Raw genomic sequence first — 25,886 nt, forward strand, 5'->3', positions numbered from 1 at the left:
ACCTTTCTTTCCCTGCCTGTCATGAATCGCATCGTTTACGGATGTCTACTGAAGCAGTGTCGGCATGTCATTATCCGTAAGCTGATGATTGGATTTATACGGATAACCGGGATCATAGGGAACGACTTGAATATTAACATCACTGATGTGCACAAAACGGTGCAGCAGCAGCTTTTTGGCCCGTTCGGCGATTTCATTTGCCTCCAGTACCGTAATCCTGGGGTTCACGCTGACCTTCAGGTCGACGGTAACATAATGTCCCTGCTCCCTGGCCTTCAGATCATCCACGGTTATAATTCCGTGCACCCGCTGAACCGTCTCGATAAAGCTGATCGCATCCTCCTGCTCGGTCTCTTGCACCAACGAACCGTAGACGGAATTCATGATCAGAAGATAACCTTTCCGGATTACCAGGCCGGCTACGACCAGAGCGGAAACCGGATCCATGTACATCATGGCCTTCACGTCGAAGGTTTCCCCTGCCAATGACATAAAGACCCCTGCGCAAACAGTCAGTGACGTGTACAAACTAAATCGATGTTCCTCGACGTATGCAGTATGAAGGCCATCACCCTGCTTTTTCGAAGACCGGTATTGAAATTGAAAAATAGCCTCTTTCACGGCCAACGAAACGAAAATAGCGATGATCGCAAACTTATCCGGTATATGAATTTTACCCGAGGCGATCTCCCGAATGGAAGCAACCGCAATTTGCAGTCCTCCCATCAGCACAAGCACCGCGAATAAAATCGCAAACACCGGTTCCGTTCTGCGGGCCCTCGCCTGGTTGTCTGTGCCCTGCCCCTTCAGAGGCGAAGTACGCGGAATAAGTCGGTTAAGTGCTGACACAGCATCGGAGGCGGAATACAAGGCATCGCCCAGCAACGCCTTGCTGCCCGAGAAATAACCGACTACACCTTTAAAAACAGCAAGCGACAAGTCACCGATCATCCCCGTCCAGGTGACGGTATCGGAAGAATGTGATCGTTGCATGCTCATGTTTGCCTCCTCTCCGGCAGTCCCAACGTGCCGATTCTATTCTTTGAAAGGGATGTTTATTCATGCAAGCATCCGTTTCTTCGAGTGGAATGAGCCATGGATGAGTTTACACACGGAAGGCTCCCCTTACCAGCTTGAAAGCCGCGTCGCATCAGACGCGGCTTTCACCTGTACAGCTTATGTTACGCTTTGGAAGGCTTGACCGCTTTCCCTTTTGGTTTCTGCTTGTACTTAAAGTACAGCCACAGCGGGCTGGCAATGAAGATCGAAGAGTAGGCTCCGAAGATCAGGCCGATCACCATCGCAAGCGAGAACATCTTGATCGATTCCCCACCGAACAGGAAGAGGAAGAATGCGGCGATAAATACCGTGAATGCGGTATATAGGGAACGCATCAGCATTTGATTGACGCTGTGGTTCAACAGGTTCGCCAGATCCTCGCGGGTTTTCTGCTTGCCGAACCGCAGGTTCTCCCGAATGCGGTCAAAAATAACAATCGTATCGTTGATCGAATAACCGATGATGGTCAGCACCGCAACGATGAAGGTCAGGCTGACTTCCAACCGGAAGATGGAGAAGATCGCCACGACCATGAATGCATCGTGCAGGAGCGCGATGATCGCCGCTAGGGCGAAGCGCCATTCAAACCGGATACTTACGTATATGATGATCCCGATACAGGAGATGAGCACGGAGTATATTGCATTCCGTCCGAGCTCCTTCGCCATCCCGGGATCGACGGTGTTGATTTCAAAGGAAGCCGTATCGTCCAGCTGTTGGATCGCTTTCTTAAGCTGCGAATCCTGGTCTTCGGATAGCTCCTTCGTGAAACGGATGTTCACGCGCTTGTCACCCGGAGAGATGGTCGCATCCTTGCCGATGCCGATTTCGTCCAGCAGCGGCTGTACTTCGGCTTTCGTTACGTTTTTGGCAAGCTTCACGTCCACGTTCGAGCCCGCCCGGAAATCAACGCTGTAGTTCAAACCGAAAGCGGCAAGCGCGATAATTCCCGCAATCGTCAATACGATGGAGAATATGAAGGCGGCCTTGCTCATCTTCACGAAGTTAAATTCCTTCTTAAAGTGCATTGATTTCACTCTCCTTTACCCCGAACTGCTTCGGCTTTTTAAGCAGCCCAGCCTTGACCAGCAGGCTAAGCAGGTAGTGGGTGAAATACACGTTGGTCAGGATACTCAGCACGATTTCAACAATCAGTACGAGCGCGAAGCCTTTGACGGCGCCTGTACCGAATGCGAACATGACCGCACCGACGATAATCGTCGTAATATTCGAATCGAGAATCGTGCGCAGGGAAGATTTGTTCCCCGCCTTCACGGAAGACATCACGCTTCTGCCGTTGCGGATTTCTTCCCGAATCCGTTCATTCGTAATAATGTTGGCGTCGACCGCCATACCGATACCGAGGATAAATGCGGCTATGCCTGGCAGTGTCAGCGTAAAGTCCGCCCACACGAAGACCAGAATCAGCAGCCAGGTATGCACAATGAGTCCAAAGCTGGCGATAATGCCCGGCAAACGGTACATGGCAATCATGAAAATCAAGATGACGATGGAACCGATAATTCCGGATTCAATGGTCTTGTCCAGCGATTGTTTACCCAAGGTGGCGCCTACGCTTTGAGAGTATTTCTCCGTCAGCTTGAGCGGCAATGCACCCAGGTTGATCGTATCGCTGATTTTCTTGGCTTCATCCAGGGAATAGTTACCGGAGATCTGAGCCTTTCCGTCAGTCAGCTCCGCATTGACGGTTGGATCCGACAGCATGGTTTCATCCAGGAAAATAGCGAGCGGCTGGCCAAGAAGCCGTTTCGTGATTTCTGCGAATTTCTTTTTGTCTTTTACCTTGATATCGATAACAGGTGCATTCAAGTTGCTGTAACCGACGGAAGCCCCGTTCTCGACAAAATCACTGCCGACGAGCTCCACCTTACAATATTTATCTTTATCCGCCGTATTGGCGTCAGGCGCCTTACAGCCTTCCGCACTGCGGAAAGTCAGCGAAGCAGGTTCCTTCATTTTCTTTCTGACTTCGGCTTCGTCGGTCACGCCTGCGATTTTGAGGCGGATCCGGTTCGTGCCTTCTGTCGTCACCTCAGGTTCGCTGGTACCGAGTAGATTCGCCCGTTTTTCCAGGCTCTCCGCCGTACGCGTGAGGGACTGTTTCGTAACTTTTTGCCCCTGTTCCAGCGGCGCAGCTTCATATAGTATTTCGAAGCCTCCCTTTAGATCAAGGCCTAACCGGACGCGATCAAGCAGTCCCGGCGTGGACCAAGCCATGATCCCTACCGCAACGAGCACGACGATAATGAAAGTAGCAAGTCTTTTCATGCCGTTCCTAGTTCCCCTTTCGTTCTCAATATTCCTATTATAGCCATGCGTCAAAATGCAGTCAATTTATCAATATTTGTCGGTTCTATATTTTGGCGAGCTTTTCCCCCTTCAAAGGCTGACCAGAAAAGGTTCCTCTCCATTAATCGAAAGAGGAACCTTTATATGCAGATATTGTCATAAAGTTCATAAACGTCAACACTTTGAGAGAGAGAATATCATTGACCAGCTTATACAGCGGAGGAATTCCTTCCTTCTCGTATTTGCTGCTGACGCAGATCCAAACATCCTTGCTGGTGACATGTTCATATCCGACGAGTCTGAATTCCTCCGCCTTGCTGCGGCACAAAGCTTCAATGGTCGCATCCATTTCGCTTTCGCTCATATTCTCCGGGCTCACATGTGTAGCCTCCCCTCTATCTACCTGATGTCTTCTTACCCAAATTAGCGTCCTTTCTACATTCGACCCTTGCCGCCCGCATTCCTTCTTTTCGCTGAAGGTTGTTATGTAAAAGAACGTGGTCTGAATGGACGAGTACAGCATATCCATATTAACAAAAGGTCTGTCACAATGATAGAGCATCAGAGCTTCGACATGGAAGAGGGAGTGGACATTTGAACAAGCTAACGCCCAAAAAAGTGACATCCAAGAAACAAACGTTTATTCAAGGCACGATGATATTGCTTGCGGCGGGAATTATTAACCGGATATTAGGCTTTATCCCGCGGATCGCCCTGCCCCGGATTATCGGAGCCGAGGGAGTCGGAATCTATCAGCTGGGATATCCTTTTTTCCTCGTTCTCGTTACCCTCATCACCGGAGGAATTCCGCTTGCCGTCGCCAAGCTTGTCTCGGAAGCCGAAACAGAGAACAAGCCGCAAAATTCCCGCTACGTCCTGCGCGTCAGCCTGATGCTGACCGTCGGCCTCGGCATCGTGTTCATGGCCCTCTCCCTGTGGTTCGCTCCTTGGGTGACGCGCCGCATCCTCACGGACTCCAGGGTATATTACACCTTTGTCAGCATGGCCCCGATGCTTGTCATCGTAGCCATTTCATCCGTGTATAGAGGTTACTTTCAAGGGAAGCAGAATATGATTCCTTCCGCCACCTCCTCCATCATTGAGACCATTGCCAGAATCGTATTCACGTTGTGGTTCTCCTACCTGCTGCTTCCAAAAGGGATCGCGTATGCAGCCGCAGGAGCGATGCTTGGGGTGATGGCTGGAGAGTTTTTCGGTCTGTTGTCGCTATTCTGGCAATTCCGCAAAGAACGGCAGCACACAGACTCACCATTCAATGCTTCCCGGCAAGAGAGACCGACCCGGGGATTATTCCCGCGTCTGATGGGCATTACCGTACCGGTTACCGCCGGCAGGCTTGTCGGTTCCTTCTCGTATCTGTTCGAATCGATTATTACCGCGCAAAGCCTGGCGATTGCAGGGATCGTCACTTCCGTAGCCACGGCCCAGTACGGCGCTTTGCAGGGCATGATCATTCCTGTGCTGCTGCTGCCCGGCGCCCTGACATCTTCACTCGCCGTTTCCCTCGTGCCTTCATTGTCCGAGGCTGCCGCACGCAAAGACAGGCCTACGATCCATAAGCGGCTCAATCAGACGGTCCGCCTGGCCTTGGTTACAGGAGCTCCATTCGCTGTGATTATGTATGTTCTGGCCGAACCTTTATGCCGGCTGCTGTATAATAACGCGGACATTTCCGGCATGCTGCGCATGCTGGCACCCTTTGCGCTCTTTCTTTATGTACAGGCTCCGCTCCAAGCCACGCTTCAGGCTCTGGATCGCCCAGGCAGAGCCTTGTTCAACACCCTCGTCGGCGCAGTTATCAAGCTTTTCCTGATCTGGTATCTGTCGTCCCAGCCTCAATACGGGATCTATGGAGCCATTATCGCGATTATCATCAACAGCATTGTGGTCACATTCCTGCATGGTTACAGTGTCAGCAGGCTTCTTGCCTACCGTTTCAAGCTGCTCGATATGCTGAAGCTCGTTGCCGCCATGGTCATTATGGCTGCGATTACGACGTATTCCTATCGCCATCTTCCTTTTAAAAGCACATATGTGGTGCAGTTCTTGGCTGCCTTGTTGATTGGATTGGCAGGCTTCCTGTTCGCGGTTTTTTCCGCAAAGCTGGTTTCCGGACGCGATCTGAAAAGAATGCCCGTCATCGGCAAATGGTTCGGTTCATCGCAAGAGCCTAAAAATCCGGCTGCCTGAGCCTATTTTCGGTCCACATATATTTTGCCCTTGTGATCGATGGAGCATAAAAATACATCCTTGAAATCCTTGACCCCCTGCTCCTGGATCTGATTTTTCAACCAAAACCGGTTTTTATGGAGCCGCTGCAGGTTGTCATCCTGCACTTTACCATCCATGATCAGCGGGACGGGTAGCACGCCGTAGCTGAATTTGCCCGCAGGGACCAGAATCTTCTTCTTATTTAATCTCGATTTGGCCGCCTGGTAAGGCCCTGTTAGCTCTTGTTCTTTGCTTTGCTTCGAGCCCTGCATCTGCCCACGGCTTTCCGCAGACTTGATATTGCCCTTGGCCTTCATTCCAAGCAGGGTGACCGGCTGACGCTGTGCAGGTGAATTCTGCTGCGCAGCCCCCTGTTCAGCCTTGGAATGGGATGAGGACGGATTCGAAGCCTGCTGCCCTCCGGGGGAGTCCGTGGACTCCGACTTGGGGATGACCGTCAATTGTCCGGAGTTTTCCAGTATCGCGAATTCTACGTCAGCAATGTTCTCAATATTTTGTCCGCGCAGCTGCAGCAGGAGATCATCCAAATTATAACGCTGCTTTTTCATTTCATCCCGGTGAAGCTTGCCTCCCGATACCAGAATGCTTGGCTTCCCTTCAAAAAGAAGGCGGGCTTTCCTGCTTTTTAAGCTGATAAATGCAATGGTGATCTGGATGATGACCAGCGTGGCCATTGGAAAAATGCCGTCATAAATCGGACGCTTGATATCTTCCAGCACAAATACGCCGATTTCAGCGATCATAATGGAAATAACCAAATCGAAAATGGACAGCTTCCCGATTTCACGCTTTCCCATAATTCTTAAGGTTAAATAGATGACGAAATACATGAGTACGGTACGAAAAACGGGGATCAGGATATGAGATGCCATATGCCATGCACTCCTTTTTTACGCATTTTCACAGAAAGCCTGATGGATGGTATTGTAGCCTTCCCCTAATTGCACCATGCACTGCCGCCGTAATTAATTATTGGAAAACTTGTACTACCTCTAACAGCTTGTACATAGATTTACAATAACTTATGGATAATGAAGGAGGTTTCTTGTTATGCACATGATCCGGCGCGCGCTTTCTTTCCGGATTTCGAATCCGATCCTGTCCGGGCTGTATTACTCGTTCTTCTGGATGATGCTCGGCGCGCTTCTTCTCTCGCTGCTGCTATGGTCCAGCGGAATGAAAGAACAAAGCCTTTCCCGTCTTATTTATGTCGTTCATGCCATTGCAGCTATATTTGGCGGTCTTGTCGCAGGCAAACGATCCGGGAAAAAGGGCTGGTATCACGGCGGTGTCACCGGCATCCTGTATGGCGTTCTGATCATGCTGATCGGATTCCTCGCGCTGGACACCTCTCTGCGCTTAGGAGACTTGGCGCTGCTGGGTACCGTATTCTCGTCTGCGGCTCTCGGGGGCATGTTCGGCGTTAATCTCCGGAATAATTTATAGGGTCTCTTCTCTTGAAATGTGGTACACTGATTTCACGTGATTCTTACAAGAGGAGGCTTTTTCTGCTTTGCTATATCATTCCATGCAGGGCATATCCATCGCATCGGCAATTACTGTGGTGTTGTTGATTTGGTTGGGTACGCTCCGCAATCCGTTTAAGGCAGCTTATCTGTTCATCAAGGAGCTGCTCACCTCTCGCAAATTTTTGCTGTTGTTTTTCATTATGGTATGTATTCTTCTAGCCAATAAATACGAGCTGAAAATAGAAGACAGCATGAATTATCATAAGGATTTTACACCTTGGGTGTTCAGTATGGAGGGGCATTTCGTAAAACATCTGCAGGACTTTTTCCACAGCAGCTATATTACTCCCATCTCTGTTTTCTTCTATGTCGTCGTGTTTCAGTCACTGCTCATCGCCTCGGTCGGGGTATACATTTCCGATCAAAATAAAGTATTCGTGATCGCAACCTGCTTCGCCATCATTATGAACTATGCGGTTGCCATTCCATTTTATCTGTTTTTTCCGGTCAACGAGGTTTGGTCCTATCCGCCTTCCGGCGTTTCCTTCCTGATGCTGGATGTCTTTCCGAGTTTCGAGCAGGAGTACAGGCCATTATCCGGCCTCAACAATTGTTTTCCTAGCTTGCATACCTCTATCTCCGTTACGATGATGGTTTTGGGCCTGCGTTCAGGCAACCGGCGCTTCGGCATCATGACTACGGTCAGTGCCGTGGTCATTATCTTCTCCATCTTCTATCTCGGCATCCACTGGCTGACGGACATGATTGCAGGCACCATCCTGGGGCTTCTCGCTTCCAATCTCGGTATCCTGTTTGCCAAGATGTCCCTTAAGGGCAAAGATGGCGCTAAACTTCAGCCGCGGAGCAACATGTTAAATAATCTCTAATGCATTGCCGTTGCGGTTGCGATATCAGGAAGAAACATACATCGAATTGAATACTTTCTGATATCATAAAAAAGAGGCGGTCCCCAATGGGACCGCCTCTTCTTAATATAAGTATGTTTAACAAAGTGATGGTCTATGATATCCAGCTCTGCTTATGCTTGGCTATCAGATGCCGTGCTTGTCGCATGGCTGATGGAACTGCGATCAAATGTAAGCTTGGTTACATCATTGACGCGCAGGACGACGATATCGTCCGTAATTTCCATGATGGTCCCGTGGAGACCACCAATCGTCACAACCTTATCTCCCTTTTTCAATGCGCCGAGCATCGAATTGCGGGTCTTCTGTTTCTTTTGCTGTGGACGGATAAGCAGGAAATAGAAGATAGCGAACATCAATACCAGAGGTAAAATCATCGTAGCTATATTGCCGCCGCCTCCAGCAGATCCTCCGCTTGCCAAAGTTAATGATTGGAACATTTTCTTTCCCCCCTTTCATGGACTAACCCCGTTAATGCGGTGTTAAGGATTGCATAAATCCCTTTTTAGAAGCCTTTATCATTGTCATGAAGCCCATACTGTTCAAAAAACTCATCGCGAAAATCAAGCAGCCTGTCTTCCATGATGCTTTGCCGCACTTGTTTCATCAAATTGATGAGGAAATGCAGGTTGTGGTACGTTGTCAGCCTCAGACCGAAAGTCTCATCGGCTTTGATCAGATGCCGCAGATAGGCTCTTGAATAGTTCCGGCAAGTATAGCAATCGCATGCGGGGTCAAGGGGGCCAAAATCTCTGGCGTATTGGGCGTTTCGGACCACAAGCCGTCCCTGGCTTGTCATTGTCGTTCCGTTACGTGCAATCCGCGTCGGAAGAACGCAGTCAAACATGTCCACCCCGCGGATCGAGCCTTCGATCAGCGCATCGGGTGAACCGACGCCCATCAAGTAACGAGGCTTGTTGTCCGGAAGCAGAGGAACGGTATAATCCAGCACTTCATACATGAGCTGCTTGGACTCTCCAACGCTGAGTCCACCAATAGCATACCCCGGGAAATCCATGGAAGTCAAATCACGTGCACTCTGTTTGCGCAAATCTTCGTACATCCCGCCCTGAACGATGGCGAACAGTCCTTGGTCATGCGGACGGGCATGGCTGTTCAGGCAGCGCTCAGCCCACCGGGTCGTGCGCTCAAGCGATTTTTTGACGTAATCATACTCTGCCGGATAAGGAGGGCATTCGTCAAAGGCCATCATAATATCCGAGCCCAGCGAATTCTGGATTTCCATCGCAACCTCCGGGGACAAGAACAGCTTGTCTCCGTTCAGGTGAGAGCGGAAATGCACGCCTTCTTCCGTAATTTTGCGCATTTCGCTCAAGCTGAACACCTGAAAACCGCCGCTGTCCGTCAGAATCGGACGGTCCCAGTTCATGAACTTGTGAAGCCCGCCCGCTTCCCGGACGATGTCGTGTCCCGGACGAAGGAACAAATGATACGTGTTGCTCAAGATGATCTGCGCATTCATCGCTTTGAGCTCTTCCGGGCTCATCGTTTTTACCGTCGCCTGCGTCCCGACCGGCATGAAGGTTGGCGTTTCGATCACGCCATGCGGGGTGTGCACGCGTCCAAGGCGTGCGCCGGATTGCTTACAGGTTTTAATATGTTCATAGTAAACTGCTGCTGTCATTTCTATACCATCCTCTTATATCCCGTTGAACCGGACTTAATAAATAAACATCGCGTCGCCGAAGCTGAAGAAACGGTATTTTTCCTTAATCGCTTCTTCATACGCATGTAAAATATGTTCTCTGCCCGCCAATGCGCTGACCAGCATCACCAGCGTAGATTTCGGCAGATGAAAGTTGGTAATAAGGGCATCCACAACCGTGAACTCATAGCCCGGGTAGATAAAAATATCCGTCCACCCGCTGCATGTTTCAAGTTGACCGCCCTTGAACCGGTTGCCGATCGTTTCGAGCGTGCGGCAGGAAGTGGTTCCGACCGCGATGATGCGCCCGCCGCGGCTGCGCGCTTCATTCAAAATATCTGCCGTTTCCTGCGACACGGAGTAAAACTCCGCATGCATCACATGGTCCTCGACCTTGTCGACGGACATGGGGCGGAACGTGCCGAGTCCGACATGAAGCGTCAAATACGCAATCGTAACGCCTTTGTCGCGGATTTGCTCCAGAAGCTCCTTCGTAAAATGGAGTCCCGCCGTCGGCGCTGCCGCAGAGCCTTCATGCCGCGAGTATACGGTCTGATAGCGCTCTTTGTCATCAAGCTTCTCCTTAATATAAGGCGGCAAAGGCATCTGTCCCAGCCGGTCGAGTATTTCCTGAAAGATTCCCTTGTAGGAGAATTTTAGAACCCGTCCGCCCATATCGCTTTCCTCTTCAATGACGGCCTTCAATTCGTCGCTGAATACGATAACGCTGCCCGTCTTCAGTTTCTTGCCCGGTTTGACCAGAGCTTCCCAGCGATCTTCGCCAAGATTCTTCAGGAGCAGCACTTCGGCCTTCGCGCCCGTATCCTCTTTGGTTCCGAATAATCGGGCAGGGATAACGCGGGTATCATTGAGAACGAGTGTATCCCCGGGCTGAAGTTGTTCCACAATATCCTTGAAGGTATGATGGGCAATCGCCCCATCCTGTTTGTTCAGCGTAAGCAATCGTGATGCCGTCCGCTCCAAAAGCGGCGTTTGGGCAATCAGTTCCTCTGGTAAATGAAAATCATACAAGTCTACATTCATGTTCTGTCATTCCTTAATAATAGTAACGTTCTGATAATAGTGTTTCAAAATATCCTGGTAACCATACCCTGCATCCGCCATCCCTTTGGCTCCCCACTGGGAGAGACCGAGCCCGTGGCCGTTGCCGCGGCCCATAAACATAAAGCCTTCACCTTTATCAATACTGCGGGCGTTCTGGTCTCCGTTCATGATGACCGTTCCGCTGCCCTGAACCGTACTCTGGCCGGAGGCCGAAAGCACAGTGGTGCTTGAAGCTCCCGTCATTTTGGATGTCGTTCCGTTGGCACTCAGTACAGTATAGCTTCCCGTTTGCACAATATCAAACAAAGTGCTCGGAAGCCCGTTGAAGGCCGAACGGAACAGATCCGGATATTTCACATCGAGAATTTGTCCATTTGCTTTGACTTCCGTCGCGCGGCCTGATGGCCCCCGCTGGGTCACCTGCAGCGTCAGAATCGGAGACGGTACCGCAGTCGCCGTTTTGCCTTGAAGGCTCTTCAGCAGCTCTGCCGAAGTATACGGCCCTCGCACCCAGGAGTACGTGCCGGACTCCTCCACTTTCTCCAGAACGACTGCCGTCTCGCCCGGATTCAGCTTTGCAACCGGATTCGCATCGGACTGAATCTGAGGCAGCGGGCGCACGTTCGTATCCTTGGCGGTCACGGTGATTTTGGCCAATCCTCCGCCGGTAAACGTTCCGGTTTCCTTGACGTTATCCTCCCGGACATAACCGTTTGCACCGCTCGGCAAAAGCACATGATACCACATTTTCTGTCCCTTGACTGCCGCTGCATCGCCTTCGCTTGATACGCTTGCGAAAGCATCGCCGCCGCTGTTCCAGACTTCCGTCGGATCCGCGGATACCCCGCCGGCGTTGGAAGAGAACACCGCCTCAACGACCTTGCCGTTGCTCATCAGGACCTCGCCCTGCGTTGCGTCGACCGCCTGGATCACGCTCGGGGACTCGGAAGAGATGCCATTGTAGGCCTGGCTCAGCGTCGTATCCACCACATCGGCGATTTTAAACCTGCTGCTTTGGCTCCCCGCTTGAAATTCCGCATAGCTCCGCGCCGCTACCGCTTGGGCTTTCAGAGCCTCCGCAGACCATGAAGACGGGACCTCGCCGCCGACTACCGCATACAGATACTGTTCGAACGGAAGCACGTTCACGAGTGCCAGCTGTCCGTTCAGCGAGCTGATCTCCATCGCTCCCCGGTACGATCGGGCCGATCGTTCCTGCACCTTGATATCGGAGCCGCCATCAATCCACCCTTTGGCATCATTGCCGCTAAGCTGATAATGCTTGACCGCCTGTCCGAGACTCACATCCTGGCGCACAATAAAGGCGGGCAGATTCGCGTCTACATCCGATAAGGTCAGCTGCGGCAGCTTCGAGCTTACCGAGGCGCGAAGCGCCGCTAAGTCGCTGTCGTTTGCCGCTTCACCGATCCATACACCGTAACGGCTGCTGCCGTCCGGCGCTTGCTGCAGGGCGACCATCGCATCGAACCCCGCTGCCTTGATGCTGATAGCAGCAGACACCGCCTCCGCCTCAGATGCGTACATCCCCGCGGATATATGCTTGGCTCCTTTGACTGCCGGCGTCTGTCCGTTCAGGTAGGCAGAAGCTGCCGCACTCACCCGGCCAACAGCCGCAGCCGCGGTCTGCTCGCTGGCATAATAACCCGCATACAACTGGTAAACCTGCCCGGCTGAGGTCGCGGCCGCAAACAGAATAGGCTTGTCCGCAGTAGCGGCCAATTTTTTGTATGCTGCCGTAGCGGCGGACAGATCCGCCGTTTCCAGCACCTTCACGCGGAAGCCGTCCACGCTGAATCTTGCCGTCTCGCCCGCTCCCAGGCTTACCAGTGAGGAATGTCCCGCCGAAGTGTTGAAACCAACCGTCAGTGCCTGACTGGATGAGAGCGTGACTGCTGCCGTTGTGGATTTATAAGTGCTGCCCAGATCCATAAACATGCCGACTCGAATTTGATCAACCGGTTGAGCCAAAGCTTTGCCTGACAACGGAAAGCATCCCGCAGCCAGAAGAACGGAGATAAGCCCTTTACCGCACCATGACACAACCTTTGGTACCTTCATATTTCCCACTCGCTATTTTCCTCCTTGCATCCCATGAAGTCTATAGAAATCGTTTCATTGAAAAAGCAGATGATCCACGAACCTTCCGTTAACGGATTTCCGGCATCGGCAGGCCCAAATGCTGATACGCTGCGGCCGTCACCATTCTTCCCCGCGGCGTCCGCTGCAGAAAACCGATCTGGAGCAAATAGGGCTCGTACACATCCTCGATCGTCTGGCTTTCTTCCCCGATGGTCGCCGCAATCGTATCCAATCCGACCGGACCGCCCCGAAAGCTGTTAATCATCGCCGTCAGCATTTTGTAATCGATTTGATCGAGGCCGCGCGGATCGACCTGAAGCATCTTCAGCGATTCCTCCGCAATGGTCGGCGTGATCATGCCGTCTCCCCGCACCTGCGCGTAATCCCGGACCCTGCGCAGCAGCCGGTTGGCAATACGCGGCGTCCCTCTGGAACGCAGAGCGATCTCCTCGGCGGCATCCCCCACGATTTCAATACCGAAAATATCCGCTCCGCGCGAAACGATGTAGCTGAGCTCATCGACCGTATAAAACTCCAGGCGGCTCACGACGCCGAAGCGGTCCCGAAGCGGTGCCGACAGCAGGCCTGCGCGCGTTGTCGCTCCGATCAGCGTGAACGGCGGCAGGTCAAGACGCACGGAACGTGCGCTCGGGCCTTTGCCGATCATAATATCCAGCGCGAAATCCTCCATGGCCGGATACAGCACTTCCTCTACCGTCCGGTGCAGTCGATGGATCTCGTCGATAAACAGTACATCGCCTTCCTGCAGATTGGTGAGCAAAGCGGCCAAATCTCCCGGACGCTCGATCGCGGGACCCGATGTGGTGCGCAGATTCACGCCGAGCTCATTGGCAATAATGTTCGCCAAGGTGGTTTTACCGAGGCCCGGTGGACCGTACAAAAGCACATGATCCAGCGCTTCATTGCGCATTTTCGCCGCCTCGATGTAGATTTTCAAATTCTCCTTGACCTGGTTCTGTCCGATATATTCATTCAAATACCGGGGGCGAAGGCTGAGCTCCACCGCCTGGTCTTCCATCATTAAATTGGCCGATATGATCCGGTCATCCATTCGTGTCGCCCCTCTTTCAGCCGCTGCGCGTCTCTATTAACCTGCATAGAGCAGCTTCAGCGCTTTTTTCATCAAAATATCCACGGAATCACCAAACGCGGTGTCATCCTTGATTTTGAGCCATACACGGTCAAGCTCCGTATCGGTATAACCCAATGCCTTAAGACCCTCACGCGCCTCGGACCAGGCCGAGCCGTCTCCCTCCTGCGGTTCCGGTACGGCGAACAGGCCGGTAGCCAGTGAAGCCGTACCAAAGCCGTCCAGCTTGTCCTTCAGGTCGAGAATCATCCGCTGCGCGGTCTTCTTTCCGATGCCCGGAAGCTTCGTCAGGAACGTAATGTTCTCCTGATAAATGGCCGTAACCACATGGTCCGGCGTGCCGCCGCCAAGAATGCCGAGCGCAACCTTCGGTCCGATGCCCGACACCTCGATCAGCTTGCGAAACAGCCTCTGCTCCTCCCGGCTTGGAAAGCCGAACAGGAGCATCGCGTCCTCACGGACATGGTGATGCGTGTATACCGTCACGGGACCTTCCGTTTTGGCGAATACAAATGGATTAGGGCAGAATACGCGGTATCCTACCCCTTGAACGTCAAGCACAATATACTCATTCTCCAGATGAACGACAGGTCCTCTTAAAAAATCGATCATTTTCGCAATACCTCGTTTATTTTGGAATTTAGCGTATACGAATGGGCGTGGCAGATAGCCACCGCCAGGGCATCCGCGACGTCATCGGGCTTCGGCACAGCCTGCAGTTTCAAATACATCCGTACCATTTCCTGAACCTGCTTCTTCTCGGCCTTGCCGTAACCGACAACGGCTTGCTTAACCTGCATCGGCGTATACTCGGCGATTGGCAGCCCGCGCTGGGTCGCTGCCAGAATTAATACGCCGCGCGCCTGGCTGACCGACATCGCAGTCGTGACGTTCCGGTTAAAAAACAGCTTTTCAAAAGCGACGCTGTCCGGTTTATATTTATCGATCAGCTGCAGCATGGCTTCATACACATGCAGCAGCCGCTCTTCATCGGGGGTATGGGCTTCCGTCTGAATACAGCCGTATTGCACCGGAGTAACCTTGCTGCCCGCCTTGTCAATGAATCCGAAGCCGACGATCGCAATCCCCGGGTCAATTCCTAAAATTCGCAAATCCACTCTCTCCCTTGCCATAAAGCGAACATATGTATTCGTTCTCTTCATTATAATGTAAAACTTCCTGTCAAGTCTATGACTGGGCATAAAAGAGTAGAAGCCCCGGTTGCTAGATTCCGATCCATGCCTTATCTACGCCTTATTTTCCGGCAGGCTCAGCCGAGTTGAAGGTTTGGGTAAGTTCGCGGATAAAAGCGGTCATAAGGGCATTCATAAACTTCTGTTTGCGGTAGACAACGCCGACCTTTTTCTGAGGAACGGGATTCACGATGGGAATGATTCGAATGTCGGAATGAAGCATCATGCTCAAATAGGATTTGGGGAGAATCGTGGAGCCCACATGCAGCTTGACCAGCTGCAGCATGGAATCCATGGTGGAGAGCTCCATGATCGGCTGAAGACGGATTCCCGCCTGCCGGCTGTAAACATCGATCATCTGACGCACCAGAAACTTTTCCGGAAACAGAACCAATGGCTCCTCCGTAAGCTCCTCCAGCATGACCGACTCATGGCGGGCGAGCGGATGCGTACGGGCCACAGCCAGGCTCAGCTCCTCCGTATACAGCTCCATGCTGACCAGATGCTCATCATCCAGCGGCAAAAATACGACACCGAGATCCAGCTTGTTGTCCAGCAGACCGTTCTTGGTTTCTTCCGTAGCGAGCTCATGGACAGAAATTGAAATGCCCGGTATTTTTTGGTGAAAAGAAATCAAGGTTTCGGTCAGCAGATGGTTTCCTGAGCAGCCGATTCTCAATTTGCCGCGCGTCAGTCCTTTGAGCTCGTTGATCTCCGTCTGCGCCTGCTCCAGCTCATGAAAAATGTTTTGCGTATGATCCTTTAACGTCTGGCCGGCTTCCGTCAGATAATTGCGCTTGCCGATGCGGCGAAACAGCGGCGTTCCGACTCTTTCTTCTAACAACCGTATTTGCTGGCTAAGTGTAGGCTGACTGATGCCGAGCTTCTCAGCAGCCTTCGTAAAATGAAGTTCCTCACAGACAGCCAGGAAATATTCAAGCAGGCGAAAGTCCATGGTCCGTTCCTCCATCATAGTTGATAACTATTATTTTAATTGATAACATTGAATTGACCAATCATTTTTTGTTCACTATAGTAAACGTATTATATAAGTACGATGGGAGCGCGTGATCATGAGCGAGGAGATCAAAGTTCAGTTAACCACACAGCCGGGCGAGAAGCCTGACAGCACAAACCTGAGCTTCGGCAAGTTTTTTACAGACCATATGTTCATTATGGATTATCACAAGGATAAAGGCTGGTATGACCCAAGAATCGTTCCTTACGCACCGATCGCCATGGACCCTGCCGCGATGGTATTCCACTATGGCCAGGCAGTCTTTGAAGGCATGAAAGCCTATTTGACGGAATCCGGAAAGGTGCTGCTGTTCAGACCTGACCAGAATATGAAGCGGCTTAACCGTTCCAACGAACGTCTCGGCATGCCGGAAATCGACGGGGAATTCGTCATCCATGCCATCAAGACATTGATCGAGGTGGACAAAAGCTGGATTCCGACGGAAAAAGGCACTTCCCTCTATGTCCGTCCGTTCATCATTGCCACGGAGCCATGCCTTGGCGTGCGTTCTTCCTACACCTACCAGCTGATCGTGATTTTGTCCCCGGTCGGCGCCTATTACTCCAGCGGTCTTGAGCCCGTCAAAATCAATGTGGAAAGCTCCTATACCCGCGCGGTTCGCGGCGGCATTGGTTTCGCCAAGGCGGCCGGCAACTATGCAGCGAGCATTAAGGCCCAGGAAAACGCCAAAAAAGAAGGTTATTCCCAAGTTCTGTGGCTCGACGCGATCGAAAAAAAATATATCGAAGAAGTCGGAAGCATGAATATTTTCTTCAAAATCGGCGGTACGGTCATCACCCCTGCCATTAACGGCAGCATCCTGGAAGGTGTAACCCGCAGTTCTGTCATCACCCTGCTTCAGGAATGGGGAGTCCCTGTTGAGGAGCGCAAGCTTTCCATCGAGGAAATCTATGAAGCCTATACGAACGGCAAGCTGGAAGAAGTATTTGGTACCGGTACGGCGGCGGTCATCTCTCCGGTAGGCGAGCTCCATTGGAACGAACACACGATGAAAATCAATGACGGCAAGATCGGCGAAGTGTCGCAAAAGCTCTACGATACCATCACAGGACTGCAATCCGGACATCTTCCGGATACCCGCAACTGGACGCTTACGTTTTAATAATCTAATCGATTGATCCTGCATGCAAAAAAGAGGCTGTCCCGTCTGAAACACAGGGAACAGCCTCTTTTCTTGTTATAGCAAGCCCAATTTTACATGGACACGTGCTACCTGCGTAACGCTTCCGGTAATGTTCTAATTTTGGGGCACGTACATATCGAAGTCTTTCACGACTTCGCCGGTACGCGCAGACTTGAATATATGTTCGATCAGGTTCAGCACGCGGCGCACCTCGCTGTTCTTAACGATCGGCTCCGCGCCCTTCTCCACTACATCGGCAAAATTGTCGTAAAAGCTGCTGGCATGCTCGAACGCCTTCGGCAGCGCTTCGGTCAGAGTCGCTTCTTCCGACGGCGGGGCCATCGTCTTGGTTAATCCGACACCGGCTTGAATCGGCTTCGGCTCGACTTTCCCAACCTCGCGGTTTTGCATGACACAGCGTCCGGTCAGCGACCAGTCCTCGATCACGGCTGTACCTTCCGTTCCCTTGGCATACCAGCGCGGAAGAGTGATGAAATTGGTAGTCCCCACTTCGATCATCGCAGTCACGCCGTTTTCGAATTCAAGGACCGCGTCAAATCCGTCATCCACCTCGTCTCCCAAAATAAAGCTCAGGCGACTCGTAACGCTCGTGATTTTGCTGTCAATCATAAATACGAATTGATCCAGCAAATGTACGCCCCAGTCCAGCAGCATGCCGCCGCCGAACGCCTCAAGATGACGCCAGTCCCCCGGGATGCCGTTGGCGCCATGAACCCGGGATTCGATGCGGAATAAGTCTCCGATCGTTCGCTTATCGTACATTTCCTTGATGATGCGGAAGTCCTCGTCCCAGCGGCGGTTTTGGTGAACCATCAGAACAAGGCCTGTCTCTTCCGCCACCGCCGTCATCGCATCAAAGTCCTCAACATTCATCGTAACCGGCTTTTCGCAGATGACATGCTTGCCATGCTTCATCGCCGAAATCGCCAGTTCTTTATGGACATCATTCGGCGTGGCGATCAGTACAACGTCTACTTCGGAATCGTTCAGTACGGCTTCATAGCTGTCGTACGCGGAATATCCGTCTTCTTGGGATGCTGCCCGGCGCGCTTCCAGCACATCATAGGTTCCTGTGACTTTCAGGCGTGAATTGTCCTTGATTAGCTTGGCATGGTAGCTTCCCATACCGCCATACCCTACGATGACTACCGAGTGTGTTTTTGTGCTCATGTGATTCTCTACTCCCTCTCGCTAAGCGGCACCTGTTCCATCCGGCGCGAAATTCCTTCTTCTGCGAAGGACGGGCGCCGTCCCCAGATGTTGACTCCCTATGCAACCGGCCGCGCTTGTTATTTTCATACGGCTCTATCGTATATGAAAATCACGGTGTTGAAAATGAAGAATATGCCGAAAACATGAACAATCCGGTTATTTTTTCAAGCGAGTCATTCCTAGGCCATGCATATCCGGCAGTATACCGATTCCCGGCCGCAGCCCTTCTTCAATCCATAAAAAAACGGCCTGCCCCGGTTCAATCCCGGGATCAGGCCGCAGCGCGCTTTCCTTCTATCCTTTGCGAGCATAGTCGCTGAATGTAGATAGCACGCTATTATACTCATCGATATCCTGGATCCGGATGCCGTCATACAAATGTCTCAGCGCATCATCGGGCAGGGTAGACTCCATGGAGCTGATGTCCAGCTGAAAAAACGTCTTAATGACTTTGTCCTGTTCCGGCGGGCCGTCAAACAATGACAGGTTCCCGTCCTTGTCCATACTCATGTAAGCCCGCTGCTTACAGGTAGGGGATAGATCCAGAATCGTTTCGTTCAGCACTACTTTCCCTTGCCCTTCGAATTGTCCTTTCCAAGTCGGATGCTCGTTAAGCAGATTATAAATCTCATCGGTATTTAACCGGCCGAGCGCACGTTCCTCTTCCCCGCAGACGTAGCTGTGCCGCACGATGACCTCATTCACCTGCTTGATCTTGTTCAATTCCTTCCAGAAATTCGCGTCCTCTTTGGCATCCTCTTTGGCTTCTTCTACCTGCTGGTAATATTGAAGCGTCTCGACCGCAACCGGTGGCTTCGCGCTTAGCAGATGCTGGACCTTATCCGGCAAATACATGCTGACCCATACCACTGCGATGACCAGCGAAGACAACCCCAGGGTCAATGACCGCCGTTTCCACCGCCGCCACTGCTTTTGCAGCTTCTTTTTAATCCGAGTTGCATTCACAATAATCCCCTTCTATTCCCTGTCTTTTCTTTTATTGTGACCTCGGGATTACATATTTATACAGCAAAAAGTCCGCCGAAAAAATTCGGCGGACTTTGGATCGGGATGACACGATTCGAACATGCGACCCCCTGGTCCCAAACCAGGTGCTCTACCAAGCTGAGCTACATCCCGTTATGTATTGATGTTGTTTTGGCAAGACATCATGTACGCTTGCTTATGAATTATCGTCTCAACATTCCCTATTATATAAGAGTCATATATCCTGGTCAAATGTAAAATTTGACAATTAAAAAGCCCGCTTGAGCGCCAAAAATCAAAGCCGGCCGTATTCCCCGCCGGCCCCGTATTCATCTTTATGCCTCAAAACGAAACCATCCGAAATTAAAGCATGAGCCTGGTAAAAAGATAAAGGTCACCTTTTGCGTCCCCATGACCCGTGTCAGTGGAAACACCCGTCCTTCATATCCATCCGAACGCATGAATTCGATGAGCTGCTGGCTCTCCTCACCATCCTGATTTTCCAGCCGGATATGAATCGTATTCTTATCTAATGGAGAATGACCGTAAATCGATAGCTTCGAGGCTCCTTCTTCCCCAAAATCCATCAGGTCAAATTCCAGCGATACGTTGTTGCCGATTCCTTCGACGCTATGATCCGTGATCGAAAATGCATCGCCGTAGATCCGGTCGGCGCCCGCCGCCAGGTTTCGCTCGAAGGCCCGGCTTTGGCGCTCGAATGAAAATCCCTTGATGTGCACCTTTTGATGTGCAACAAAGCAAATAGACGTGACCCCCTGAAGCCGCTTCGACAAGCGATAGGTTTCTTCCTGATACGTATTCCAGACGGAAGGCTTCTGATACGTAACGTCGGCCAGCAATTGGCTTTGCGCTTCGCCGGGCATCCCTTCCCAAATTTGCAGCGCATACACTTCGCTTGACAAGGCAAAGATCGGGATGGTGATCGTATCGGATCCGTAAGGATCAAAATCGATTTGATGGAATCCGACCTGCGTCTCACCATCTCTGCTGGTGGCCACTCCCCTCTCATTGCCGTTGCCCACCTCGCCTTTACTATAATCGTACAGGCCCGCCGATATAAAACCGTAAGGATTGAGATATGCCGTCCCGATACCCGACACCTTGAATTCCAGCTGAGAGAGGATCTTCGTCCGGTCGGTGCCGTTTCTGCTGGAGCAGCGAAGCCGGAATTCCCCATCCCCGAGCGCCGTCACTTTGGCTTCCTGGCCGTCCGGGTCAACGATGGCAATATTCGATTCAATGCCGGCGCTATCCACGACACTCCACTCGACGTCGGGATAAGAAGTATTGGCCGGATGCAATTGCACTCGGACCCGCATCTCCCTTCTTGTCTCATGGAAATGCTGCCCGCCATCACTGATAATTTCCATCTTGCGAACCGGGATTTCGTCATGGGTTCCCATGATGCACGGCAGTGGCTGATTGCCTTCGGAAGCGGATACCCCTTCAATGCAGGCAGGGTCGACCGGCAAAGCCTCAAATTCCACCGTTTGCACCTCCATGCCCGGGGAGGAAATGCGTACCCGAATTTTCCCGGTCTCTAAGGTCGAGCCAATAATCGCCATCGCCTTACCGCTGAACAATCTTCGGCTTACCCCCTTATAGGAATCGTAATCGGTACTGTCACCGTTATCCAAGCCCAACAGCCTTCCAGCCCCAGTGACCTCCACATGCACACGGTTATTGGCGTTCTCCACCGGTCGCCCTGCTTCGTCATCCATCCCGATTTCCAAAAAAATAAGATCCCGGCCGTCCGCTGCCAGCTGCTCCTTATCCGGAGTCAGCCGGATTCGCCGGGCATCGCCGAAGGATTCACGGCTGTCGGTAGCGATGACTTGGCCGTCTTCGTTATAAGCAATCGCCGTCAGCATTCCTTCCCTGTAAGGAATTTTCCACCAGCCTACCAGCTGCTTTCCCTGCGAGTGATCGATTTCGTGGACCCCAACCCGCTCCCCGTTCAGCTGCAGCTCGATCCGTGGCGCATTCGAGCAGACCCTCACATCGATCATCTGACCGCCGTTGAAGTCCCAATACGGAAACACATGCACCATCGGCCGGCTTTTGTAATCCGTCCATTCCGCTTGATAGATGTAGTAGGAGTCTTTCTGGAATGTCGCCGTATCGATTTGTCCGAAGTAGGAATTTTTCGTATGGTAAGGCGTTGGCTCGCCGATATAATCAAACCCTGTCCAAATAAATTGCCCGAGGGAAAATGACGCGTCCCTTTCCGATATCAAACAGGCTTCGGTCGATTTCGCCCCCCAGCTGGTCGGACTGTTGCCAAGGGCCGAGCACTGTTCGTCATCATCCGCAAGGATGGATTGTTCGAAAGGGAAATGATATACTCCCCGGCTCTGCACGATCGAAGAAGTCTCGCTGCCGTAAATGACCCAGTCCGGATGCTCCTCATGATGCTTGCGGTAATATTTTTCGGCGTAATTATATCCGGCCACCTTGACGATATCGGCGCATTTCTGGGCGTTCTCCCACGGCATGTAATTGGAGCCGATCGTAATCCGGGCATTTCCCTTCGGATCATACCTCTGCACATATTCCATGAGCATCCTTGTTGTATCCTGCCCCCGCTCGTCAGCATGGGTGTCATAGATCTCGTTCCCGATCGACCATAGCAGCAGGCTTGGATGATTCCGGTCACGCATGACCCAGCTTCTCACATCGAACGCAGCCCAGTCTTTGAAGAATCTGGCGTAATCGAAGCTCGTTTTCGGGCGCTCCCACATATCAAAAGCCTCCGATACGATAAGAAAGCCCATCTCGTCAGCCAAGTCCATGAATTCCGATGAAGGCATGTTATGCGCCGTTCGAATCGCATTGACGCCCATTTCCTTCAGCATGTGAAATCGTCTTCGTAACGCCGCCAAGTTGAAGGCTGCTCCAAGCGCCCCCAGATCATGATGCTCACAGACGCCGTTCAGCTTCATCTTGTTCCCGTTTATAAGCAAACCTTGCTCAGGATCAAGTTCAATATGCCGGAAGCCGACATGATGGCTGACGGTTTCGATCTCTTCGCCTGTCGCCGCCAGAAGGATCGTTGTGATCAGGCAGTAAAGATGCGGATGCTCCGTGCTCCACAGCATGGGGTGCTCCACTCTCAGCATTTGCCTGTTCACGCTGTGAGATTCACTTCCGGAATCAGCCTGACAGCAAACGGCAGCAATCACTTCATTTTCGTACAGGAGCCTATGCGAAATGACCAATTCTTCATCCGAGCACAGCTCAGTATCGACTTCGACCTGCCAGCCGTCGGTCGTTTGACGGGTTGAAATATACACACCGTCCGTAACGATATATTGCCTTCCCCTCGTTTTCAGCCAGACATTGCGGAAAATCCCCGCTCCGGAGTACCATCGGCTGTTCGGGCTCTGATACACAACCTTGACGGTGATTTCATTGTCCCCTTCTTGGAGTGCAGGGGTGATATCATGTTCAAACGAAGAGTAGCCATACTTGTGTTCGCCGATCGGCTGTCCGTTGATGTACACGGTTGAATCCATGTATACGCCGTCAAAGCTCAGGAGCATCTTTTTCTCTTCTTTGTCTTTCCGGGTGCAGCTGACATGCTTTCGGTACCATCCGATACTGTTCTCGTAGAGATGGAGCGCGTCGGCAATCAGCCAATCATGAGGTATATCGACCGGAGCGAAAGCCAGATGAGTCCAATCCGTCTCGTTTAAGCTGCTTTTCGCAAATTCCCATCCGTCGTTAAAGAGTACTCTTCGATTCATATCCTGCAGTCCCTCCTCTTAAATCGTCTGAAACAGCGGACTTTCCTTGATGTAGTGAACGGGAATATCCGGGAACAGGGCCGCCAGTCGGATCGCCAGTGCTTTCATGCCCGGTTCTTCGCTCTCTGCATGCCCCAGCACCATCAGCGCCTTTCGTTTTCCCTGACGAATAGCCTCTCTGACATACTCCGGCGTCTCCCACTCGGGCCCTTCGCCATAGATCACCAGCTCTGCATGCTCCTGTTCGAATAAAGGAATCGCCAGCGGTCCGCCGCCTCGATATCCTGCCAACAAGCCGATGCGGGTACAGTTCATATCCAGGTCCCCAATGATCCGGATATGAGGAATATCCAGCCTCTCTTTGACATGGGCCGCAACGTCCCTGAGTGATGTAGGAGGGATGTCGAGAAGCGAAGCAGCAGGTTGATGGGCGCTGACATAAGGCTCCCAGGCCAACTCCCGGATCAAGCCCGCCGTGATGCCATCCGGCATGTAACGATGCCAGTAGTCATGAAAGCGGAAAACCGCGACGTTCGACGCTTCGATCCACCGCTGCTTCGCCTGAGCGATCCGATTCTCGCCGCCCTCCGTTTCGGCATCCTGATGCGAAAAAAACAAGCCTTCATGCGCTATGACCAGGTTTGCCTTCTTCGCCAGCGCTTGCTCGATCACCCGCCGGGTTGGCATGAAGGCCGTGACAATGCCGGTAACCTCCATTGACGGATGACCATACTTCAAGGTGTCGACCGTCTGCCCGAGTGTGCCGACAGGTTCAATCAGCTCATCCATGATCATTTGTACTGTCGTTGTCATGACTTCCCCCTCTTCCCCATCATGGATACTCAGCTCCCAATAGCAAGCAAAAAGGTCCTGAACATCCAAGGATGTCCAGGTCCCTCTTCATGCCAGTACCGCAATGGTTAGTAGCCCAGCAGATTTTTCGTCTTGCCGAAAATGTCGTTGGACATTTGTACGTAACGGTCTGCACCGTTCGCTTTCACCTGCGCCACATAACTGTCCCAGGAGGAATCGATGTTTTCCTGCCCTGTAATGAATTTGAGCGTCATGGTGCTGACATAGTCCATAAGCGGTTTGACGATCAGGTTCATCTCTTCGGACTCGTCGTGGTTGCCCATGATCGGCGGTGCAACCTTGCGCGGCTCGCGGAATTGGTTAATCCGGGAGATATAATCCTTCTCGCCATCCGTCATCTTCGACATTCTCAGCTTGTTCGAACCGCCGTAAGCGATGTTTCCGTTGGCGAATCCGAGATCGACGTTGAGCTGCTTCGTTCCGGTATCCGCGTTCACACCGTTATAGGTAATGTCCTTGTTCAGGACGATATTGCCGTCGCCATCCTTCGTATAGTTCTCTCCCTCATTGCCCCAAAGCGCGAAGGTTTGACCTTCGTCCGAGTACCAGAGCCAGTCGATAAAACGCAGCATTTTGATGAATCCGTCCTTACCCAGCTCTTTCAGCGCGTTTTCGCTGATCATCACGCCGTTTTCCAGACGGGAGTTTTCCACCTGAAGTTTGCCTTTCGGACCGCCTGGCTGCACGATCATATACAGATCGCTGTCCTTGACCTGCATTTTCGTTTTCGCTTCGGCCAGGAACTGATAGTTACCGTTGATGACGTAAGAATCGCCTTTATAAAACTTGGCTCGTGCTGTCTCATCGTTCTGTGTAAAAGATTCCGGATCGAGCAGACCATCCTTGATCAGCTTGTTGAAATAACTCACATAGGCTTTGTAATCCTCCGTACTATCCGCAAAATAGAACTCCTTTTTGTCTTCGTCGAATTTGATGCCGTTCGCTTGCCCCCAACCGCCGGTCACTCCGAATTCCGCCGCGGCAATGTTGAGCGTCGATTTGCCTTCGTACTGGTCGGACCAGACGTATTTCGCTCCCGTATACGCTTTCACTTTTTTCAGCGCTTCGTAGAAGTCGTCGTAAGTCCAGTTCCCTTCGTTATCCACGTCAACGCCGGCCGCCTTGAATACGTCCTTGCGGATGACGTAGGAATATCCGCCGGCTGCGCCTTCCCACATGCCCGGGAGCACATAATACTTGCCGTCTGCCTGCATTTTTTGTTTCAGATCATCTTCCATATTCCATTTTTTCACGACATCCATATAATTCGGCATGTACTGCACCCAATCGCTGATCGGCACGATCTGGCCGCCGGCGACGAACGGACTTTCGTCATACGTTTTCGGGATGATGTAAGGAGCGTCACCGGAATTGATGACCAGCGCTTTCTGATTGTCGTACTCCGTGCGTGCCGTAATCGAAAGCTTGAATTTCACGTTTGTTTTTTCCTCGAGCGCGCTCCATAAGCGCCAATCGGCTTTGTACGGATAGGCTTCGTTGTCGCTGTACATCATCGAATACGTCACCGGTGTTTCCGAATGGAACGTTTTATCGACCCCGTAAGTGTAATCTTCTTTTGCCGGCGTATCAGTGCCTGAAGACGATGGATCCGGCGCGCTGCTGCTGTCTTTATCGGAATTCGAGCACGCGGTCACGGCAGCCACCAGCATCAACGCCAGCATCCCCCGAAACATTTTATTGATCGTTTTCAT

22 protein-coding genes and 1 tRNA gene are annotated in these 25,886 nt (G+C 51.8%); 4 read left to right on the forward strand and 19 right to left on the reverse strand.

The features are described 5' to 3' along the window. Positions 1-45: 45 nt before the first annotated feature. The 4 genes from PCH05_RS08520 to PCH05_RS08535 all read right to left on the reverse strand — a co-directional run bounded on the left by PCH05_RS08520 (position 46) and on the right by PCH05_RS08535 (position 3,733). Positions 46-993: a cation diffusion facilitator family transporter gene (locus PCH05_RS08520; RefSeq protein ID WP_246049417.1), complete on the reverse strand. Its 948-nt coding sequence runs from the start codon at positions 991-993 to the stop codon at positions 46-48. A gap of 188 nt (positions 994-1,181) precedes the next feature. Then, positions 1,182-2,087, reverse strand: a complete 906-nt coding sequence (gene secF / locus PCH05_RS08525; protein ID WP_127601957.1) for a protein translocase subunit SecF — start codon at positions 2,085-2,087, stop codon at positions 1,182-1,184. Continuing rightward, positions 2,077-3,348 (reverse strand): protein translocase subunit SecD, encoded by a 1,272-nt coding sequence (gene secD / locus PCH05_RS08530; protein WP_127601958.1) that lies wholly within the window; start codon positions 3,346-3,348, stop codon positions 2,077-2,079. Before secD ends, secF begins: the two co-directional genes overlap by 11 nt. Positions 3,349-3,490: 142 nt before the next feature. After that, on the reverse strand, positions 3,491-3,733 hold the full coding sequence (locus tag PCH05_RS08535) for a post-transcriptional regulator (RefSeq protein ID WP_127601982.1): 243 nt from the start codon (positions 3,731-3,733) through the stop codon (positions 3,491-3,493). Between the two features lie 290 nt (positions 3,734-4,023). On the opposite strand from PCH05_RS08535, the gene spoVB reads away from it, so the two are divergent. Further along, a complete protein-coding gene (gene spoVB / locus PCH05_RS08540; protein WP_127601983.1) occupies positions 4,024-5,580 on the forward strand; it encodes a stage V sporulation protein B in 1,557 nt (518 codons plus the stop codon). 2 nt (positions 5,581-5,582) lie between these two features. Here the strand turns inward: spoVB and PCH05_RS08545 are convergent, their stop codons facing one another. After that, positions 5,583-6,494 carry a YetF domain-containing protein gene (locus PCH05_RS08545; RefSeq protein WP_127601959.1) on the reverse strand — a complete coding sequence of 304 codons (912 nt, stop codon included), beginning with the start codon at positions 6,492-6,494 and terminating at the stop codon, positions 5,583-5,585. A gap of 178 nt (positions 6,495-6,672) precedes the next feature. Between PCH05_RS08545 and PCH05_RS08550 the strand changes: the two genes are divergently transcribed. Further along, positions 6,673-7,068 carry a TIGR04086 family membrane protein gene (locus PCH05_RS08550; RefSeq protein ID WP_127601960.1) on the forward strand — a complete coding sequence of 132 codons (396 nt, stop codon included), beginning with the start codon at positions 6,673-6,675 and terminating at the stop codon, positions 7,066-7,068. A 67-nt stretch (positions 7,069-7,135) separates the two neighbouring features. Continuing rightward, positions 7,136-7,978 carry a phosphatase PAP2 family protein gene (locus tag PCH05_RS08555; protein ID WP_246049418.1) on the forward strand — a complete coding sequence of 281 codons (843 nt, stop codon included), beginning with the start codon at positions 7,136-7,138 and terminating at the stop codon, positions 7,976-7,978. A 152-nt stretch (positions 7,979-8,130) separates the two neighbouring features. Here PCH05_RS08555 and yajC read toward each other — a convergent pair whose 3' ends face one another. The 8 genes from yajC to PCH05_RS08595 form a co-directional block, all read right to left on the reverse strand. Next, positions 8,131-8,457 (reverse strand): preprotein translocase subunit YajC, encoded by a 327-nt coding sequence (gene yajC, locus PCH05_RS08560; protein WP_127601961.1) that lies wholly within the window; start codon positions 8,455-8,457, stop codon positions 8,131-8,133. A gap of 65 nt (positions 8,458-8,522) precedes the next feature. Next, a complete protein-coding gene (gene tgt / locus PCH05_RS08565; RefSeq protein ID WP_127601962.1) occupies positions 8,523-9,662 on the reverse strand; it encodes a tRNA guanosine(34) transglycosylase Tgt in 1,140 nt (379 codons plus the stop codon). A gap of 36 nt (positions 9,663-9,698) precedes the next feature. Beyond that, positions 9,699-10,727 carry a tRNA preQ1(34) S-adenosylmethionine ribosyltransferase-isomerase QueA gene (queA, locus tag PCH05_RS08570; protein WP_127601963.1) on the reverse strand — a complete coding sequence of 343 codons (1,029 nt, stop codon included), beginning with the start codon at positions 10,725-10,727 and terminating at the stop codon, positions 9,699-9,701. Between the two features lie 6 nt (positions 10,728-10,733). Further along, complete coding sequence (locus PCH05_RS08575; RefSeq protein ID WP_127601985.1) at positions 10,734-12,827, reverse strand: SpoIID/LytB domain-containing protein; 2,094 nt, start codon at positions 12,825-12,827, stop codon at positions 10,734-10,736. An 88-nt stretch (positions 12,828-12,915) separates the two neighbouring features. Continuing rightward, positions 12,916-13,920, reverse strand: coding sequence for a Holliday junction branch migration DNA helicase RuvB (gene ruvB, locus PCH05_RS08580; RefSeq protein ID WP_127601964.1), 1,005 nt, complete (start codon positions 13,918-13,920; stop codon positions 12,916-12,918). A gap of 36 nt (positions 13,921-13,956) precedes the next feature. Continuing rightward, a complete protein-coding gene (gene ruvA, locus PCH05_RS08585; protein WP_127601965.1) occupies positions 13,957-14,571 on the reverse strand; it encodes a Holliday junction branch migration protein RuvA in 615 nt (204 codons plus the stop codon). Further along, a complete protein-coding gene (gene ruvC / locus PCH05_RS08590; RefSeq protein WP_127601966.1) occupies positions 14,568-15,071 on the reverse strand; it encodes a crossover junction endodeoxyribonuclease RuvC in 504 nt (167 codons plus the stop codon). Before ruvC ends, ruvA begins: the two co-directional genes overlap by 4 nt. A 142-nt stretch (positions 15,072-15,213) precedes the next feature. Further along, a complete protein-coding gene (locus PCH05_RS08595) occupies positions 15,214-16,107 on the reverse strand; it encodes a LysR family transcriptional regulator (protein ID WP_127601967.1) in 894 nt (297 codons plus the stop codon). Between the two features lie 118 nt (positions 16,108-16,225). Here PCH05_RS08595 and PCH05_RS08600 point away from each other — a divergent pair, with 118 nt between their 5' ends. Further along, entirely contained in the window at positions 16,226-17,293 is a 1,068-nt protein-coding gene (locus PCH05_RS08600) for a branched-chain amino acid aminotransferase (protein WP_127601968.1), read from the forward strand. 135 nt (positions 17,294-17,428) lie between these two features. Here PCH05_RS08600 and PCH05_RS08605 read toward each other — a convergent pair whose 3' ends face one another. From PCH05_RS08605 to PCH05_RS08630, 6 genes are all read right to left on the reverse strand, one after another. Then, entirely contained in the window at positions 17,429-18,505 is a 1,077-nt protein-coding gene (locus PCH05_RS08605; RefSeq protein ID WP_127601969.1) for a Gfo/Idh/MocA family protein, read from the reverse strand. Between the two features lie 336 nt (positions 18,506-18,841). Beyond that, positions 18,842-19,513 (reverse strand): BofC C-terminal domain-containing protein, encoded by a 672-nt coding sequence (locus PCH05_RS08610; protein WP_246049419.1) that lies wholly within the window; start codon positions 19,511-19,513, stop codon positions 18,842-18,844. A 100-nt stretch (positions 19,514-19,613) separates the two neighbouring features. Continuing rightward, positions 19,614-19,687, reverse strand: a tRNA-Pro gene (locus tag PCH05_RS08615). Between the two features lie 182 nt (positions 19,688-19,869). Next, positions 19,870-23,301 (reverse strand): glycoside hydrolase family 2 TIM barrel-domain containing protein, encoded by a 3,432-nt coding sequence (locus PCH05_RS08620; protein WP_127601970.1) that lies wholly within the window; start codon positions 23,299-23,301, stop codon positions 19,870-19,872. 18 nt (positions 23,302-23,319) lie between these two features. Continuing rightward, positions 23,320-24,114: a Nif3-like dinuclear metal center hexameric protein gene (locus tag PCH05_RS08625; protein ID WP_127601971.1), complete on the reverse strand. Its 795-nt coding sequence runs from the start codon at positions 24,112-24,114 to the stop codon at positions 23,320-23,322. Between the two features lie 107 nt (positions 24,115-24,221). Then, complete coding sequence (locus PCH05_RS08630) at positions 24,222-25,886, reverse strand: ABC transporter substrate-binding protein (RefSeq protein ID WP_127601972.1); 1,665 nt, start codon at positions 25,884-25,886, stop codon at positions 24,222-24,224.

Source organism: Paenibacillus chibensis (assembly GCF_004001045.1).
Taxonomy (GTDB): domain Bacteria; phylum Bacillota; class Bacilli; order Paenibacillales; family Paenibacillaceae; genus Paenibacillus_AQ; species Paenibacillus_AQ chibensis.

Excerpts from the sequence above, each read along its gene's own strand:
- PCH05_RS08630 (WP_127601972.1), bottom strand. The coding sequence starts at position 25,886 with ATGAAAACGATCAATAAAATGTTTCGGGGGATGCTGGCGTTGATGCTG.
- PCH05_RS08520 (WP_246049417.1), bottom strand. The coding sequence starts at position 993 with ATGCAACGATCACATTCTTCCGATACCGTCACCTGGACGGGGATGATC.
- secD (WP_127601958.1), bottom strand. The coding sequence starts at position 3,348 with ATGAAAAGACTTGCTACTTTCATTATCGTCGTGCTCGTTGCGGTAGGG.
- PCH05_RS08605 (WP_127601969.1), bottom strand. The coding sequence starts at position 18,505 with ATGAGCACAAAAACACACTCGGTAGTCATCGTAGGGTATGGCGGTATG.
- secF (WP_127601957.1), bottom strand. The coding sequence starts at position 2,087 with ATGCACTTTAAGAAGGAATTTAACTTCGTGAAGATGAGCAAGGCCGCC.
- PCH05_RS08595 (WP_127601967.1), bottom strand. The coding sequence starts at position 16,107 with ATGGACTTTCGCCTGCTTGAATATTTCCTGGCTGTCTGTGAGGAACTT.
- PCH05_RS08535 (WP_127601982.1), bottom strand. The coding sequence starts at position 3,733 with ATGAGCGAAAGCGAAATGGATGCGACCATTGAAGCTTTGTGCCGCAGC.
- PCH05_RS08545 (WP_127601959.1), bottom strand. The coding sequence starts at position 6,494 with ATGGCATCTCATATCCTGATCCCCGTTTTTCGTACCGTACTCATGTAT.
- ruvB (WP_127601964.1), bottom strand. The coding sequence starts at position 13,920 with ATGGATGACCGGATCATATCGGCCAATTTAATGATGGAAGACCAGGCG.
- queA (WP_127601963.1), bottom strand. The coding sequence starts at position 10,727 with ATGAATGTAGACTTGTATGATTTTCATTTACCAGAGGAACTGATTGCC.
- yajC (WP_127601961.1), bottom strand. The coding sequence starts at position 8,457 with ATGTTCCAATCATTAACTTTGGCAAGCGGAGGATCTGCTGGAGGCGGC.
- PCH05_RS08620 (WP_127601970.1), bottom strand. The coding sequence starts at position 23,301 with ATGAATCGAAGAGTACTCTTTAACGACGGATGGGAATTTGCGAAAAGC.
- spoVB (WP_127601983.1), top strand. The coding sequence starts at position 4,024 with ATGATATTGCTTGCGGCGGGAATTATTAACCGGATATTAGGCTTTATC.
- PCH05_RS08575 (WP_127601985.1), bottom strand. The coding sequence starts at position 12,827 with ATGAAGGTACCAAAGGTTGTGTCATGGTGCGGTAAAGGGCTTATCTCC.
- PCH05_RS08550 (WP_127601960.1), top strand. The coding sequence starts at position 6,673 with ATGCACATGATCCGGCGCGCGCTTTCTTTCCGGATTTCGAATCCGATC.
- tgt (WP_127601962.1), bottom strand. The coding sequence starts at position 9,662 with ATGACAGCAGCAGTTTACTATGAACATATTAAAACCTGTAAGCAATCC.
- PCH05_RS08600 (WP_127601968.1), top strand. The coding sequence starts at position 16,226 with ATGAGCGAGGAGATCAAAGTTCAGTTAACCACACAGCCGGGCGAGAAG.
- PCH05_RS08625 (WP_127601971.1), bottom strand. The coding sequence starts at position 24,114 with ATGACAACGACAGTACAAATGATCATGGATGAGCTGATTGAACCTGTC.
- ruvA (WP_127601965.1), bottom strand. The coding sequence starts at position 14,571 with ATGATCGATTTTTTAAGAGGACCTGTCGTTCATCTGGAGAATGAGTAT.